This window comes from Mycobacterium sp. E3198, assembly GCF_001667015.1.
Lineage (GTDB): Bacteria > Actinomycetota > Actinomycetes > Mycobacteriales > Mycobacteriaceae > Mycobacterium.
The window spans coordinates 17,669-32,674 of sequence record NZ_LZIS01000059.1; the positions used below are offsets into that span (position 1 = coordinate 17,669).

The window sequence follows — 15,006 nt, forward strand, 5'->3', positions numbered from 1 at the left end:
ATCAGTGCAGCAGCTGGGCCGCCTGGTCGGCCAGGTCGAGCAGCGGCTGCGGGAAGATCCCCAAAAGCACCGTCACCAAGGCGCATACGGCGATCGCGGCCTTGCTCAGGATGCCCGGCTCCACCACGTGCGGGGTGTCGTCGGTTGCCTCGGTGAAGAACATCGAGACGATGACCCGCACGTAGAAGTACGCGGCGACGCCGCTGGCGACGACACCGACGATGACCAGCGGCACCGCGCCGCCCTGGGCGGCGGCCTTGAACACCGCGAGCTTGCTGACGAAGCCACTCGTCAGCGGGATGCCGGCGAAAGCCAGCAGGAACATCGAAAACATCACGCCCACAATGGGGGAGCGCTGCCCGAGCCCGGCCCAGTGCGCCAGCGTGGCGTCCTCGACGCCGTCGGCGTTGCGAATCAGGCTCACGATGGCGAACGCGCCGACCGTGCTGAAGCTGTAGGCGACCAGATAGAACAACGTGGCCGACAGGCCCGCCGCGTTGTCCGCGATCACGCCGGTGAGGATGAAACCCACGTGCGCGACCGACGAATACGCCAGCATCCGCTTGACGTCGGTCTGGTTGACGGCCGTGATGGTGCCCACCGCCATCGTCAGGATCGAAATCGTCCACAGCACCGGGCGCCATTGATCGTGCAGCGGAGGCAGCGCCACGTAGACCACCCGCAGCAGCGCACCGAACGCCGCCACCTTGGTGGCCGCCGCCATGAACCCGGTGATCGGGGTGGGCGCGCCCTGGTAGACGTCGGGAATCCAGGAGTGGAACGGCACCGCGCCCACCTTGAACAGCAGCCCGACCGACAGCAGCGCGACGCCGATCAACGCCATCGAGCTATCACCATGCGCGGCAAGCGCATCCCGGATCCCGGAGAGCAGCAGCGTGCCGGTCGCGCCGTAGAGCAACGCCACGCCGTAGAGGAAGAACGCCGAGGAGAACGCGCCCAGCAGGAAGTACTTCATCGCCGCTTCCTGCGACAGCAGGCGGCGATGCCGGGCCAGCCCGCACATCAGGTACAGGGGCAGCGACAGCACCTCCAGCGCGACGAACATCGTCAGCAGGTCGTTCGAGGCGGGGAACACCATCATGCCGCCGACGGACAGCATCAGCAGGGGGAAGAGCTCGGTCTGCGCGGCCCCCGCCCGCTCCGCCTCGCGCTCGGCGTCGCTGCCGGGCACCGCGGACGCCTGCGGCGTAAAGGAATCCAAACCGGCCGACCCGGCCGTGACCGCAACCTTGCTTTCGGCCCTGGCCTGCGTCCGTTCGGCGATGAAGATCACCGCCAGGACGGCGACCAGCAGCACGGTGCCCTGCAGGTACAGCGTGGGCCGGTCGACGGCCACCGCGCCCAGCACCGTGGCGCGACCCGACGCCGGGATCGCCTCGGCGACCTCGACGTCCGCGAAGAACGCCGCGGCCAGGCCGGCGAGGGCCAGCGTCACCTGGGTGGCGTAGCGAATCCGCCTGGGCGCGAACGCCTCCACGAGCACCCCGGCGATGGCGACGCCGAAGACGATGAGCATCGGGCAAAGCAGGAAGTATTCGACGCTGGGGGTGGGCAGGGTCATCGGTGCGGTCCTTCGGCTGTCCGGGGTATGCCAGTACCCGGTGGCACGCTCGGTGCGGGGTCATGCTGGCCGATGGTGGTCATCGTGTTTTCGACGGCGGGGTTGATCAGGTCCAGCACCGGCTTGGGGTAGACGCCGAGCACCAGCAGCAGCGCGATCAGCGGGGCCACCACGACCAGCTCGCGCGCCTTGAGGTCGCCGATGCGTTCGTTGCCGGCCTTCACCGGCCCGGTCATCACCCGCTGGTAGAGCCACAGCATGTAGATCGCCGAGAGCACCAGCGCCGTCACGCCGAACGCGGCCGCCAGCCAGTACCGGTTGAAAGTGCCCAGCAGGACCAGGAATTCGCTGATGAACGGCGCCAGGCCGGGAAGCGACAGGGTGGCCATGGCCGAGACGAGGAACGTGCCCGCCAGGATGGGCGCCACCTTCTGCACGCCGCCGTAGTCGGCGATCGCCCGGCTGCCGTGCCGCGAGATCATAAAGCCCGCGATCAGGAACACCGCCGCGGTGGACAGGCCATGGTTGAGCATGTACAGCGTCGACCCGCTCTGTCCCTGCGAGGTCATCACGAAGATGCCCAGGATGATGAACCCGAAGTGGGAGATCGAGGTGTAGGCGATCAGGCGCATGATGTCGGCCTGGCCGATCGCCACGACCGCGCCGTAGATCACCCCGATCACGGCCAGCACGATGATCAGCGGACGGAAATACGTTGAGGCGCTGGGAAACAGCTGCAGGCAGTAGCGCAGCATGCCGAAGGTGCCGACCTTGTCCATCACCGCCATCATCAGCACCGCGGTCGCCGGCGTGGCCTCGACGGCGGCGTCGGGCAGCCACCGGTGGAAGGGCCACAGCGGCGCCTTGATCGCGAAGGCGAACATGAAGCCCAGGAACAGCGCCTTGAACACCGCGGGGTCGGCGCCGTAGCGCCCCGACGCGACGCCGGCGACGATGTCGCGGAAGTCGAACGTGCCCGAGCCGTGCTGCGCGGTCACCACGTAGAGACCGATGACGGCCGCCAGCATGATCAGGCCGCCGAACAGGTTGTACAGCAAGAACTTCACCGCCGCGCGCGACCTGCCGGGGCCGCCGCCGAAGCCGCCGATCAGGAAGTACATCGGCACCAGCATGGCCTCGAAGAAGACGTAGAACAGCAACACGTCCAGCGCGACCACCGAGACCAGCACCATCGACTCGATGGCCAGCGTCAGCGCGACGTAGGCGTGCACGCCGCGCGTTCCCTTGCCGCCGTCGTTCCAGCCGGCCACCTGCAGCAGCGGAATCAGCACCGCGGTCAGCAGCACCAGCACCACCGCGATGCCGTCCACGCCGAGGGAGTAACCCGCGCCGAACGCCGGGATCCACCTGTGGCTTTCCACGAATTGGTAAGTGGGGCCGCCGGTCTTGAAGCCGAGGGTGACGACCACCGCCACCGCCAGCGTCAGCACGCCGACGACCAGGCCGGCCCACTTGGCGAGCTGCCGCAGCCCGGGGGGCAGCACGATGATCAGCAGCGAACCGGCCAGCGGCAGCAGCCACAGGACGCTCAGCCACGGGACGTGCGGGCTCACCATCCCCGCACCGCCAGGATCAGCGCGACCACCAGCACCGCGCCCGCCAGCATGGACAGGGCGTAGTTGCGGGCGAAGCCGGTTTGGAAGCGCCGCAGGCCGTTTGAGGTCCGGCTGACCAGCGCCGCCAGCGCGTTGACCGAGCCGTCGACGCCCGCGTTGTCGACTTCGACGAGCGCTTCGGTCAGTTGCGCACCAGGGCGCATGAACACCTCCTCGTTGAAGGCATCGCCGTAGAGGTCGGCGCGCGCGGCGGTGGTGAGGGCCGAGACGCGCACGGGGGCCACCCTGGGCACCGGCGCGGTGGCGTACATCCGGTAGGCCACCGCGATGCCGACCGCGACGACACCCAGCGCCACGGCCGTGGTGACCCAGGCCGGCAGGGCATGCGCGGCCTCTTCGCGTATCCCGACGACGGGTTCGAGCCAGTGCGCCAGGGCGCCTCCCCACCACAGCAGCAGGCCGGAGAACGCCGAGCCGACGGCGAGCAGGATCATCGGCCACGCCATCACGGCCGGCGCCTCGTGCGGATGGCTGCCCGGGGCCCAACGCTTTTCACCGAAGAAGGTCATCAGCATGACGCGGGTCATGTAGAAGGCGGTGACCCCGGCACCCAGCAGCGCGGCCCCGCCCAGCACGTAGCCGCGGGTGTCCCCGGTGGACAGCGCCGCCTCGATGATCTTGTCCTTGGAGAAGAAGCCCGCGAATGGCGGCACCCCGATGATCGCCAGGTAGCCCAGGCCGAACGTGGCGAAGGTGATCGGCAGGGCCTTGCGCAGGCCGCCGTAGCGGCGCATGTCCTGCTCCTCGTGCATCGCATGGATCACCGCGCCGGAGCCGAGGAACAGGCCGGCCTTGAAGAAGCCGTGGGTGAGCAGGTGCATGATCGCGAAGGCGTAGCCCGCCGGGCCGAGGCCGGCGGCCAGCACCATGTAGCCGATCTGGCTCATCGTCGATGCCGCCAGGGCGCGCTTGATGTCGTCCTTGGCACAGCCGATGAACGCCCCGAACAGCAGCGTGACGGCGCCGACGATGACGACGCCGAGTTGCGCGTCGGGCGACAGGTTGTAGAGCGGATTGGACCGCACGATCAGGTACACGCCGGCGGTCACCATGGTGGCGGCGTGGATCAGCGCGGACACCGGCGTCGGGCCCTCCATCGCGTCGCCCAACCAGGCCTGCAGCGGAACCTGCGCGGATTTCGCGCACGCGCCGAGCAGCAGCAGCAATCCCATCGCGGTCAGCGCGCCCCGGCCCGCGGCGGGCGCACCGGCGAACACCCCGGCGTACGACAGCGTGCCGAAGGTGCTGAACATCAAGAACATTCCGAGGGCAAGCCCGGCGTCCCCGACGCGGTTCATCACGAACGCCTTCTTGGCCGCGGTTGCCGCGGTGGGCTTGTGATACCAGAAACCGATGAGCAGATAGGAGGCCAGGCCGACGCCCTCCCAGCCGACGTAGAGCACCACGTAGTTGTCGGCGACGACCAGCAGGAGCATCGAGGCCAAAAACAGGTTGAGGTAGCCGAAAAACCGTCGGCGGTCCGGGTCTTCGGCCATGTAGCCGACCGAATAGATGTGGATCAGCGACCCCACCCCGGAGATCAGCAACACGAAACACACCGACAGCTGGTCGATCTGCAGGCCGAGGTCCACCTGCAGTTGGCCGACCGGGATCCAGGTGAACACCTTCTGGTGGATGACCCGGTCGTCCCCGCCGCGGCCGAGCAGCTCGGTCAGCAGGCTCAACCCGACGCCGAATGCCGCCAGCGCGGTGGCGCAGCCCAGCAGGTGGCCCCACCCGTCGGTGCGCCTGCCCCCGAACAACAAGATCGCGGCACCCGCCAATGGCAGTGCCACCAGCAGCCAGGTGTAGTCAGTCATCGTGGCGTTGTTCAGCCTTTGAGTAGGTTCGCGTCGTCGACCGACGCGGATTTGCGGGCACGGAAAATCGTCATGATGATGGCCAGGCCGACGACGACCTCGCACGCGGCCACCACCATCGTGAAGAAGGCGATCATCTGGCCGTCCAGGTGGCCGTGCATCCGCGCGAAGGTGACGAACGCGAGGTTGACGGCGTTGAGCATGAGCTCGACGCACATGAACATCACGATGGCGTTGCGGCGCAACAGCACGCCCGCGGCGCCGATCGTGAAGAGCAGCGCCGAAAGATACAGGTAATTGGCCGGGTTCACGACGCACCGCCCTGCACGGCCTCGGCGGGGGTCTCCTTGCCGTCCGCGCCCCGGATCCGCAGGATCGGGGACACCGACAGCTCCGAGTACGAGCCGTCGGGCAGCATCGCGGCCACGTCGACCGCGTTGTGGCGCGCGTACACACCGGGGTTGGGCAGCGGGGTGGCGCGCCCGCCGGGACGGAACCGCTCCTCGGACAGCTCGCGCTGGGTCTTGCGGCGTTCGAAACGCTCGCGGTGCGCCAGCACCATCGCGCCGACGGCCGCGGTGATCAGCAACGCGCTGGTCAGCTCGAACGCCCAGAGGTAACGCGAAAAGATCAGTGCGGCCAGGCCCTCCACGTTGCCGTTGGCGTTGGCGGCCGTCAGCCCGACGAATCCGCCGGTCGCCACGGTGCCGATGCCGGCCAGCAGCAGGATGCCGAACCCGATGCCCGTCAGGACCGCCGCGACGCGCTGGCCGCGCAGCGTCTCCTTCAGTGACTCCGCGGAGTCCACGCCGATCAGCATCAGCACGAACAGGAACAGCATCATCACCGCGCCGGTGTAGACCACCACCTGGACGACGCCCAAGAACAGCGCGTCCTGGATCATGTAGAACACCGCCAGGATGATCATCGTCATCGCCAAGAACATCGCCGAGTAGACGGCGTTGACCGCCAGCACCACGCCCAGCGCGCCGATCAGCGCCACCGCGCCCAGCACCCAGAACGTGACCGCCTCGCCGGTGGAGGTGCGCACGATGGCGTCGGCGGCGAGCATCGCGGTCATCTTGTGTCTCCGGCGTTCTCGCGTTCGCGCAGCCCCTGCGCGGTCACGTTGCCCTGGTAGTAGTCCTTGTCGGTGGCGCCGGCCGCCCTCGGGTGCGGCGGGGCGAGCATGTCCTGCAGCAGGGGGGCGAGCAGCCGGTCCTTCTCGTAGATGAGGTCGGCGCGGTTGTCGTCGGCCATTTCGTACTCGTTGGTCATCGTCAGCGCCCTGGTGGGGCAGGCCTCGATGCACAGGCCGCAGCCGATGCAGCGCAGGTAGTTGATCTGGTAGACGCGGCCGTAGCGTTCACCCGGCGAGTACCGCAGCTCGTCGGTGTTGTCGGCGCCCTCGACGTAGATCGCGTCGGCGGGGCAGGCCCAGGCGCACAACTCGCATCCGATGCACTTTTCCAGGCCGTCCGGGTACCGGTTGAGTTGGTGACGGCCGTGATAGCGCGGCGCGACGGGGCCCGGCTTCTCCGGATATTCCTCGGTGACGCGCTTTTTGAACATCGAGCCGAGCGTCACGCCGAACCCGGCTACGGCGTCGAGAAATTTAGGCACGTGCTTCCTCCTTCGCGACCTTCCGTGCCGGCAGCGGCGGCGTCGGGAAGGCCGGCTCGGTGATTGCGGGGGAGGCGGTTTCGCCGCTCTGCCGGCGCAGCTGCCGCTCCATCGCGCGAATGCTCGGCGCCGTGAACGGTTTTCGCAACAGCAGCAGCAGTGCACCGGCCACGACGACGCTGCTGACCACCAGCACCGGCGTCCAATGCGTGTAGCCCTGGTTGCGCGCCGTGCGGATCACGGCGGCGATCAGCACCCACACCAGCGACGCCGGGATCAGCAACTTCCAGCCCAGCGCCATGAACTGGTCGTAGCGCAGGCGGGGCAGGCTCGCGCGCAGCCAGAAGTAGATGAACAGGAAGGTCCACATCTTGAGCGTGAACCACAGCACCGGCCACCAGCCGGTGTTGGCCCCGGCCCACATGTTCAGTGGCCACGGCGCGTGCCAGCCACCGAAGAACAGGGCCGTCGCCAGCGAGGACACCGTCATCATGTTGACGTACTCGGCCAGCATGAACATGGCGAACTTCAGCGACGAGTACTCGGTGTGGAAGCCCGCCACCAGTTCGCCCTCGGCCTCGGGCAGGTCGAAGGGCGCCCGGTTGGTCTCGCCGACCATGGAGATCAGGTAGATCACGAACGACGGCAGCAACAGGAAGACGTACCAGACCCGGTCCTGGGCGGCCACGATCTGCGACGTCGACATCGAGCCGGCGTAGAGGAACACCGCCGCGAAGGACAAGCCCATCGCGACCTCATACGAGATGACCTGCGCCGTGGAGCGCACCCCGCCCAGCAACGGGTAGGTCGAGCCGGAGGCCCAGCCGCCGAGCACGATGCCGTACACGCCGATCGCCGAGAGCCCCAGGATGAACAGCACCGCGACCGGCAAATCGGTCAGCTGCAGGGGCGTGCGGTGGCCGAACACCGACACCACCGGGCCGAACGGGATGAACGCGAACGCGGTGAACGCGGGGATGACCGAAAAGACCGGCGCCGCAAAGTAAACGAACTTGTCGATGCCGCCCGGGGTGATGCTCTCTTTGAGCGCCAGCTTGATCCCGTCGGCCAGGCTCTGCAGGGCGCCCCACGGTCCCACCCGGTTGGGGCCGGGGCGCAGCTGCATCCAGCCGAGAATCTTGCGCTCCAGCAGGATCGCGACCAGCACGTTGAGCATGAGGAACACGAAGATGGCCAGCGCCTTGCCCAGCACCAGCCACCAGGTGTCGTGGCCGAAGGCGGATAGACCGTTCATGAGCCCACTCCGATTTTCACTGTGCTGCCGATGGTTACGCCCAATTTCCGGTGCACCGCCGAACCCGGCGAGTTCAGCGGCAGCCACACGACCCGGTCGGGCATGTCGGTGATGTGCAGCGGCAGGCTGATCGACCCGCGCGGCGTGCTGACCGTCACGTTGTCGCCGTCGGCGGCGCCGATCTCGGCGGCGGTATCGGCCGACAGTCGCACGACGGGCTTGCGCGCGGTGCCGGCCAAATGCGGTTCGCCGTCCTGCATCCGGCCCTCGTCGAGCAGCAACCGCCATCCGGTCAGCACGGCCTCGCCCTGCTCCGGCGTGGCCGGTTCGGTGCCGGCCACCTGCGGCGCGGCGGCGTGCTCGCCCTCCCAGGTGCCCAAGCCGGACAGCTCCTCGCGGGCCGCCTCGACGGTGGCCGTTCCGAGGTAGACGCCCATCTCGTCGGCCAGCGTGTCGAGCACCGTGTGATCGGACTGGCGGGCCTGCTGGGTGCTGCGCAGTGCGGGCTCGAACCCGCGGTAGCGGCCCTCCCAGTTGACGAACGCACCGGACTTCTGCGTCGTCGGCGCGACGGGGAACACCACGTCCGCGCGTTCGGTGACCGGGCTGCGCCGCAGCTCCAGGCTGACGACGAAACCGGCGGCGTCCAGCGCGGCCAGCACCGCGTCGGGGTCGGCGAAGTCGTTCGGCTCGATGCCGCCGACCAGCAGCGCGGCCAGGGAGCCGTCGGTGGCCGCGGCCAGGATGGCCTCGGCGTCACGCCCTGGCGCGGAGGGCAATTCGTCGACGTTCCAGGCCGCGGCGACCTGCGCGCGGGCGGCGTCGTCGGCGACGGGGCGGCCGCCGGGCAGCAGCGTGGGCAGCGCGCCGGCCTCCAGCGCGCCGCGCTCGCCCGCCCGGCGCGGCACCCACGCCAGCCGGGCGCCGGTGGCGTCGGCCAGCCGGGCCGCGGCGGACAGCCCGCCGGGAACCGTGGCCAGGCGTTCGCCGACCATGATGACCGCGCCCGGTTTGGCCAACAGCTCACCCACCTCGCCACCGGTCAGCCCGTCCAGCGCGGCCGCTTCGGCGCCGGGAACGGTTTTGACCAGGCGGCCCGACAGTTTCGTAAGCGCGCGGGTGGCGAACGGCGCGACCGCGTATACGGGCAGGCCGTGCTTGCGGGCGGCCTTGCGCAGCCGCAGGAACACGATCGGCGACTCGTCTTCCGGCTCGAAGCCGACCAGCACCACCACCGGCGCGGTCTCCAGGTCGGCGTAGCTGACCGTCACCGGCCGGCCGGCCACCCGGGCAGCCAAAAAGTCGGCCTCCTCGGCCGAATGCGGGCGGGCGCGGAAGTCGATGTCGTTGGTGTCCAACGTGATTCGCGCGAACTTGCTGTAGGCGTAGGCGTCCTCCCAGGTCGCCCGGCCGCCGACCAGCACGCCGGTGCGCCCGCGGGCCGCCTCGAGCCCCTGGACAGCCGCGACGATCGCGTGCGACCACGACGCCGGCTGCAGTTCGCCGTTCGCGTCCCGGACCAGGGGAGTGGTGAGGACGTCCGGCTGGGTCGCGTAGGTGAACGCCCACCGGCCCTTGTCGCAGTTCCATTCCTCGTTGACCTCGGGGTCGTCGCCGGCCAGCCGGCGCAGCACCTTGCCGCGGCGGTGGTCGGTGCGCTGCGCGCAGCCCGAGGCGCAGTGCTCGCACACGCTCGGGCTGGAGACCAGGTCGAAGGGGCGGGCGCGGAAGCGGTACGCGGTTCCGGTCAGCGCGCCCACCGGGCAGATCTGCACCGTGTTGCCCGAAAAGTACGAATCGAACGGCTCATTGGCGTAGATGCCGACCTGTTGCAGGGCGCCGCGCTCCTGCATGTCGATGAACGGGTCGCCGGCGATCTGCTCGGAGAACCGCGTGCAGCGGGCGCACAGGATGCAGCGCTCGCGGTCCAGCAACACCTGCGCGGAGATGTTGATCGGCTTGGCGAAGGTGCGCTTGACGTCGGTGAATCGGGAGTCGGCGCGGCCGTTGGACATCGCCTGGTTCTGCAGCGGGCATTCGCCGCCCTTGTCGCACATCGGGCAGTCCAGCGGGTGGTTGATCAGCAGCAGCTCCATGACGCCGTGCTGGGCCTTGTCGGCGGCCTCGGAGGTGAGCTGGGTGCGCACCACCATGTCGTCGGTGGCGACCGTCGTGCACGACGCCATCGGCTTGCGCTGTCCCTCGACCTCGACCAGGCACTGGCGGCACGCGCCCACCGGGTCCAGCAGCGGGTGGTCGCAGAACCGCGGGATCTGGACGCCCATCAACTCGGCCGCCCGGATCACCAAAGTCCCTTTGGGAACGCTGATTTCGGCGCCGTCAATGGTGAGCGTCACCATCTCCGGCCGGCTAACCCCATCACCGGTCTGAGGTTGGGCAGCCTGCGTCACGCGTTACCTCCGTTGAGCATGGAATCGCGGGGGTCGAATGGGCAGCCGCCCCCCTCGACGTGGGCGACGTACTCGTCGCGGAAGTACTTGATCGACGACATCACCGGGCTCGCGGCGCCGTCGCCCAACGCGCAGAACGACTTTCCCAGGATGGTGTCGGAGATGTCCATCAACTTGTCGATGTCCTCGCTGGTGCCGCCGCCGGTTTCCAGCCGCTCGTAGATCTTGTCCAGCCAGAAGGTGCCCTCGCGGCACGGCGTGCACTTGCCGCACGATTCGTGCTTGTAGAACTCGGTCCAGCGGCGCACCGCGCGCACGACACAGGTTGTCTCGTCGAAGATTTCCAGCGCCTTGGTGCCCAGCATCGAGCCGGCGGCGCCCACGCCCTCGTAGTCCAGCGGCACGTCGAGGTGCTCGTCGGTGAGTAGCGGCGTCGACGACCCGCCGGGCGTCCAGAACTTGAGCCGGTGCCCGGCCCGCACGCCGCCGGCGTAGGCGAGCAACTCGCGCAGCGTGATCCCGAGCGGGGCCTCGTACTGCCCCGGCCGGGTGACGTGCCCGGACAGCGAATACAGCGTGAAGCCAGGCGATTTCTCGCTGCCCATCGAGCGGAACCATTCGGCGCCACCCAGGATGATCGGCGGGACGCTGGCGATCGTCTCGACGTTGTTGATCACGGTCGGGCAGCCGTAGAGGCCGGCCACCGCGGGGAACGGCGGCCGCAGCCGCGGCTGGCCGCGCCGGCCCTCCAGCGAGTCGAGCAGCGCGGTCTCCTCGCCGCAGATGTAGGCGCCGGCGCCGGCGTGCACCACCAGCTCCAGGTCGAAGCCGGAACCGTTGATGTCGCGGCCCAGGTAGCCGGCGGCGTAGGCCTCGGCCACCGCGTTCTGCAACCGGCGCAGCACCGGCAAGACCTCACCGCGCACATAGATGAACGCGTGGCTGGCCCGGATCGCGTACGCGGCGATGATGACGCCCTCGACGAGCACGTGCGGCGTCGCCAGCATCAGCGGAATATCCTTGCACGTACCGGGTTCCGACTCGTCGGCGTTGACCACCAGGTAGTGCGGCTTGGCGGCCGCGCCGGTGTCGCCCTGCGGGATGAACGACCACTTCGTCCCCGTCGAGAAGCCCGCGCCGCCGCGGCCGCGCAGGCCGGAGTCCTTGACGACCCCCATCACCTCGTCGGGGGTCATGCTCAGCGCCTTCTGCATGGCGCGGTAGCCGTCGTTGCGGCGGTAGGTCTTGAGCGTCCACGACTCGGGATCGTCCCAGAAGCGGCTGATCACCGGCGTCAACGGCGTCGCCTGGGCGGCGGGGGCGGCCATCACTGATCCTTCCCCGACGACGGGATTTCGGGCGCCTCCATGCCGAGTTCCTTGGCCACCTGCAGGCCCGCCAGGGTCGCCGGGCCCGCGCCGCCCTGGCCCTGGTCGGGCCGCTCGTCGGGCAGACCGGCCAGGATGCGCGACGTCTCGCGGAAGGCGCACAGCGGGGCCCCGCGGGTCGGCGGCTTGGGCTCGCCGGAGCGCAGCGAGTCGACGAGTTCGCGCGCCGACTCGGGCGTCTGGTTGTCGAAGAACTCCCAGTTGACCATCACGACCGGTGCGAAGTCGCACGCGGCGTTGCACTCGATGTGTTGCAGGGTGATCTTGCCGTCGGGGGTGGTCTGGTCGTTGCGGACGCCGAGATGGTTGACCAGCGTTTCGAAGATGGCGTCGCCGCCCATCACCGCGCACAGCGTGTTGGTGCAGACACCGACCAGGTAGTCGCCGGTGGGTCCGCGGCGGTACATCGTGTAAAAGCTTGCCACCGCGGACACTTCGGCGCCGGTCAGTCCCAGCTGCTCGCCGCAGAACTCCAGGCCCGCCGGGGTCAAATACGAGTCCTCGGACTGAACCAGGTGCAGCAGTGGCAGCAGGGCGGAGCGCTTGTTGGGGTAGCGGCCCATGATCTCTTTGGCGTCGACCTCGAGCCGGGCCCGCACCTCCGGCGAATACGACTGCGGCGCACCCTCGGTCACGAACGCGTTGGGCTCCTCGGGCGGCGGCCCGAGCCGGATGAACACCGGCTGACCCTGCGGCCCGGTCATCGGTCGACCCCGCCCATCACCGGGTCGATGCTGGCCACCGCGGCGATCAGGTCGGCCACCATGCCGCCCTCGCACATCGCGGCGACCGACTGCAGGTTGGTGAAGGAGGGGTCGCGGTAGTGCACGCGGTAGGGCCGGGTGCCGCCGTCGCTGACCATGTGCACGCCGAGCTCGCCGCGCGGCGATTCCACCGCGGTGTAGACCTGGCCCGCGGGGACGCGGATGCCCTCGGTGACAAGCTTGAAGTGGTGGATCAGCGCCTCCATCGAGCTGCCCATGATCTTCGCGATGTGCTCGGGGGAATTGCCCATGCCGTCCGGTCCCACCTTCAAATCGGCCGGCCAGGCGATCTTGCGGTCGGAGATCATCGTCGGGCCCGGCCGCAACTTGTCCAGACACTGCTCCACGATCTTGATCGACTCCCACATCTCTTTGACGCGAATGATGTAGCGCCCGTACGCATCACAACCGTCGTCGGTGATCACGTCGAACTCGTAGTTCTCGTAGCCGCAGTAGGGCTCGCTCTTTCGCAGGTCATGCGGCAGCCCGGTGGCACGCAGGATCGGGCCGGTGATGCCCAGCGCCACGCAGCCGGTCAGATCCAGGTAGCCGACGCCCTCGGTGCGCGCCTTCCAGATGGCGTTTTCGTTGAGCAGGTCGCCCATTTCGCGCAGCGGTTGCTTCAGCTGCTTGAGGGCCTCGGCGATCTCGGTTTCCGCGTCCGGCGGCAGGTCCTGCGCGACGCCGCCGGGCCGGATGTAGGCGCTGTTCATCCGCAGACCGGTGATGGATTCGAAAAGGTTCAGGACGATCTCGCGGCCGCGGAAGCCGACGAACATCGGCGTCATCGCGCCCAATTCCATGCCGCCGGTTGCCAACGCGACCAGATGCGACGAGATCCGGTTGAGCTCCATCATCATGACCCGGATGACGTTGACGCGCTCCGGGATCTCGTCGGCGATGCCGAGCAGCTTTTCCACGCCCAGGCAGTACGCCGTCTCGTTGAAAAACGGTGACAGGTAGTCCATCCGGGTCACGAAGGTGACGCCCTGGGTCCAGTACCGGTATTCGAGGTTTTTCTCGATCCCGGTGTGCAGGTAGCCGATTCCGCAGCGGGCCTGGGTGACCGTCTCGCCCTCGATCTCGAGGATCAGCCGCAACACCCCGTGGGTGGACGGGTGCTGGGGCCCCATGTTGACGACGATGCGTTCGCCCGGGTCCGCGTTGCGGGCCGCCGCCACCACCTGGTCCCAGTCCTGACCGCCCGCGACCAGGACAGTGTCAATGTCGGTGTCGCTCATCAGTTGTAGCCCCTGCGCTCGTCGGGTGGGGGAATCTTCGCGCCCTTGTATTCGACCGGTACGCCACCCAGTGGGTAGTCCTTGCGCTGCGGATGCCCGTGCCAGTCGTCGGGCATCTCGATGCGGGTGAGCGACGGGTGGCCGTCGAAGATGATCCCGAAGAAGTCGTAGGTTTCCCGCTCGTGCCAGTCGTTGGTGGGGTACACCCCATAGAGCGACGGGATGTGCGGATCGCTGTCCGGCGCAGCCACTTCCAGCCGCAGCCGGCGGTTATGGGTGATCGATTGCAGCGGATAGACGGCGTGCAATTCCCGGCCGGTCTCGTGCGGGTAGTGCACGCCGCTGACGCCCAGGCACATCTCGAAGCGCAGTTCCGGTTCGTCGCGCAGCCGCTGGGCGACCTGCGGCAGCTTCTCGCGGCGGACATGCAGCGTCAGCTCGTCGCGGTAGACCACGACTTTCTCTATCGCGTCGTCGAATTCGACGCCGTCGCGGCCCAGCGCCTCGGCCAACCGGTCGGCGATGTCGTCGAAGTAACCGCCGTAGGGCCGGGGGCTGCTGCCGGGCAGCGTGATCTCGCGCACCAGCCGCCCGTATCCGGAGGTGTCGCCGGTGCCCCTGACCCCGAACATGCCGCGACGAACGTCGATGACCTCTTCGTCGGCGCCGGGGATCGATCCCCCCACCTCGCTGGCCGCTACCTTCGGGTCGTGGTCCGGCGAGCTCATCGCAGCAGACCGCGCATCTCGATGGTGGGCCGGGCCGCCAGCGCCGCCTGCTCGGCCTCGGCGATGGCTTCCTCACGGTTGACGCCCAGCGGCATCTGTTGAATCTTCTCGTGCAGCTTGAGGATTGCGTGCAGCAGCATCTCGGGCCGCGGCGGGCAGCCGGGCAGGTAGATGTCCACCGGAACCACGTGGTCCACGCCCTGCACGATCGAGTAGTTGTTGAACATTCCGCCCGACGACGCGCACACGCCCATGGCCAGCACCCATTTCGGCTCGCCCATCTGGTCGTAGATCTGGCGCAGCACCGGGGCCATTTTCTGGCTGACCCGCCCGGCCACGATCATCAGGTCGGCTTGGCGCGGCGTCGCCGAGAACCGCTCCATGCCGAACCGCGCGATGTCGAAGCGCGGCCCGGCGGTCGCCATCATCTCGATCGCGCAGCAGGCCAGCCCGAAGGTGGCCGGCCACAGCGAGTTCTTGCGGACGTAGCCCGCCACCTTCTCGACAGTCGACAGCAGGATGCCACCGGGCAGCTGTTCTTCCAGGCCCACGTCTAC

The 15,006-nt window shown here is 68.6% G+C and carries 13 protein-coding genes; all 13 read right to left on the reverse strand.

Translation table 11 applies throughout. The annotated features are described in order from the left end of the window. Position 1 precedes the first annotated feature (1 nt). The 13 genes from nuoN to A5673_RS07050 are packed head-to-tail and all read right to left on the reverse strand — an operon-like array spanning position 2 to position 15,000. Complete coding sequence (gene nuoN, locus A5673_RS06990) at positions 2–1,582, reverse strand: NADH-quinone oxidoreductase subunit NuoN (protein ID WP_068229018.1); 1,581 nt, start codon at positions 1,580–1,582, stop codon at positions 2–4. Next, entirely contained in the window at positions 1,579–3,159 is a 1,581-nt protein-coding gene (locus A5673_RS06995; protein ID WP_068229020.1) for an NADH-quinone oxidoreductase subunit M, read from the reverse strand. Before A5673_RS06995 ends, nuoN begins: the two co-directional genes overlap by 4 nt. Beyond that, the gene (gene nuoL, locus A5673_RS07000) at positions 3,153–5,039 is read right to left on the reverse strand and encodes an NADH-quinone oxidoreductase subunit L (RefSeq protein ID WP_068229024.1); all 1,887 of its coding nucleotides are present in this window, start codon (positions 5,037–5,039) and stop codon (positions 3,153–3,155) included. The genes A5673_RS06995 and nuoL overlap by 7 nt, the downstream gene beginning before the upstream one ends. Before the next feature lie 11 nt (positions 5,040–5,050). After that, positions 5,051–5,350: an NADH-quinone oxidoreductase subunit NuoK gene (gene nuoK, locus A5673_RS07005; protein ID WP_047313174.1), complete on the reverse strand. Its 300-nt coding sequence runs from the start codon at positions 5,348–5,350 to the stop codon at positions 5,051–5,053. Continuing rightward, positions 5,347–6,120 carry an NADH-quinone oxidoreductase subunit J gene (locus A5673_RS07010; RefSeq protein ID WP_068229027.1) on the reverse strand — a complete coding sequence of 258 codons (774 nt, stop codon included), beginning with the start codon at positions 6,118–6,120 and terminating at the stop codon, positions 5,347–5,349. The genes nuoK and A5673_RS07010 overlap by 4 nt, the downstream gene beginning before the upstream one ends. Then, on the reverse strand, positions 6,117–6,662 hold the full coding sequence (nuoI, locus tag A5673_RS07015) for an NADH-quinone oxidoreductase subunit NuoI (protein WP_068229030.1): 546 nt from the start codon (positions 6,660–6,662) through the stop codon (positions 6,117–6,119). The genes A5673_RS07010 and nuoI overlap by 4 nt, the downstream gene beginning before the upstream one ends. Further along, positions 6,655–7,917, reverse strand: a complete 1,263-nt coding sequence (gene nuoH, locus A5673_RS07020; protein ID WP_068229033.1) for an NADH-quinone oxidoreductase subunit NuoH — start codon at positions 7,915–7,917, stop codon at positions 6,655–6,657. The genes nuoI and nuoH overlap by 8 nt, the downstream gene beginning before the upstream one ends. Further along, positions 7,914–10,328 (reverse strand): NADH-quinone oxidoreductase subunit G, encoded by a 2,415-nt coding sequence (locus tag A5673_RS07025; protein WP_068229036.1) that lies wholly within the window; start codon positions 10,326–10,328, stop codon positions 7,914–7,916. Before A5673_RS07025 ends, nuoH begins: the two co-directional genes overlap by 4 nt. Next, positions 10,325–11,656, reverse strand: coding sequence for an NADH-quinone oxidoreductase subunit NuoF (gene nuoF, locus A5673_RS07030; protein WP_068229039.1), 1,332 nt, complete (start codon positions 11,654–11,656; stop codon positions 10,325–10,327). The genes A5673_RS07025 and nuoF overlap by 4 nt, the downstream gene beginning before the upstream one ends. Next, complete coding sequence (gene nuoE / locus A5673_RS07035) at positions 11,656–12,420, reverse strand: NADH-quinone oxidoreductase subunit NuoE (protein ID WP_068229042.1); 765 nt, start codon at positions 12,418–12,420, stop codon at positions 11,656–11,658. The genes nuoF and nuoE overlap by 1 nt, the downstream gene beginning before the upstream one ends. Beyond that, positions 12,417–13,721 (reverse strand): NADH dehydrogenase (quinone) subunit D, encoded by a 1,305-nt coding sequence (gene nuoD / locus A5673_RS07040; RefSeq protein ID WP_068229044.1) that lies wholly within the window; start codon positions 13,719–13,721, stop codon positions 12,417–12,419. The genes nuoE and nuoD overlap by 4 nt, the downstream gene beginning before the upstream one ends. Continuing rightward, positions 13,721–14,449, reverse strand: a complete 729-nt coding sequence (locus tag A5673_RS07045) for an NADH-quinone oxidoreductase subunit C (protein WP_068229046.1) — start codon at positions 14,447–14,449, stop codon at positions 13,721–13,723. The genes nuoD and A5673_RS07045 overlap by 1 nt, the downstream gene beginning before the upstream one ends. Continuing rightward, positions 14,446–15,000: an NADH-quinone oxidoreductase subunit B family protein gene (locus A5673_RS07050; protein WP_068229049.1), complete on the reverse strand. Its 555-nt coding sequence runs from the start codon at positions 14,998–15,000 to the stop codon at positions 14,446–14,448. The genes A5673_RS07045 and A5673_RS07050 overlap by 4 nt, the downstream gene beginning before the upstream one ends. Positions 15,001–15,006 lie beyond the last annotated feature (6 nt).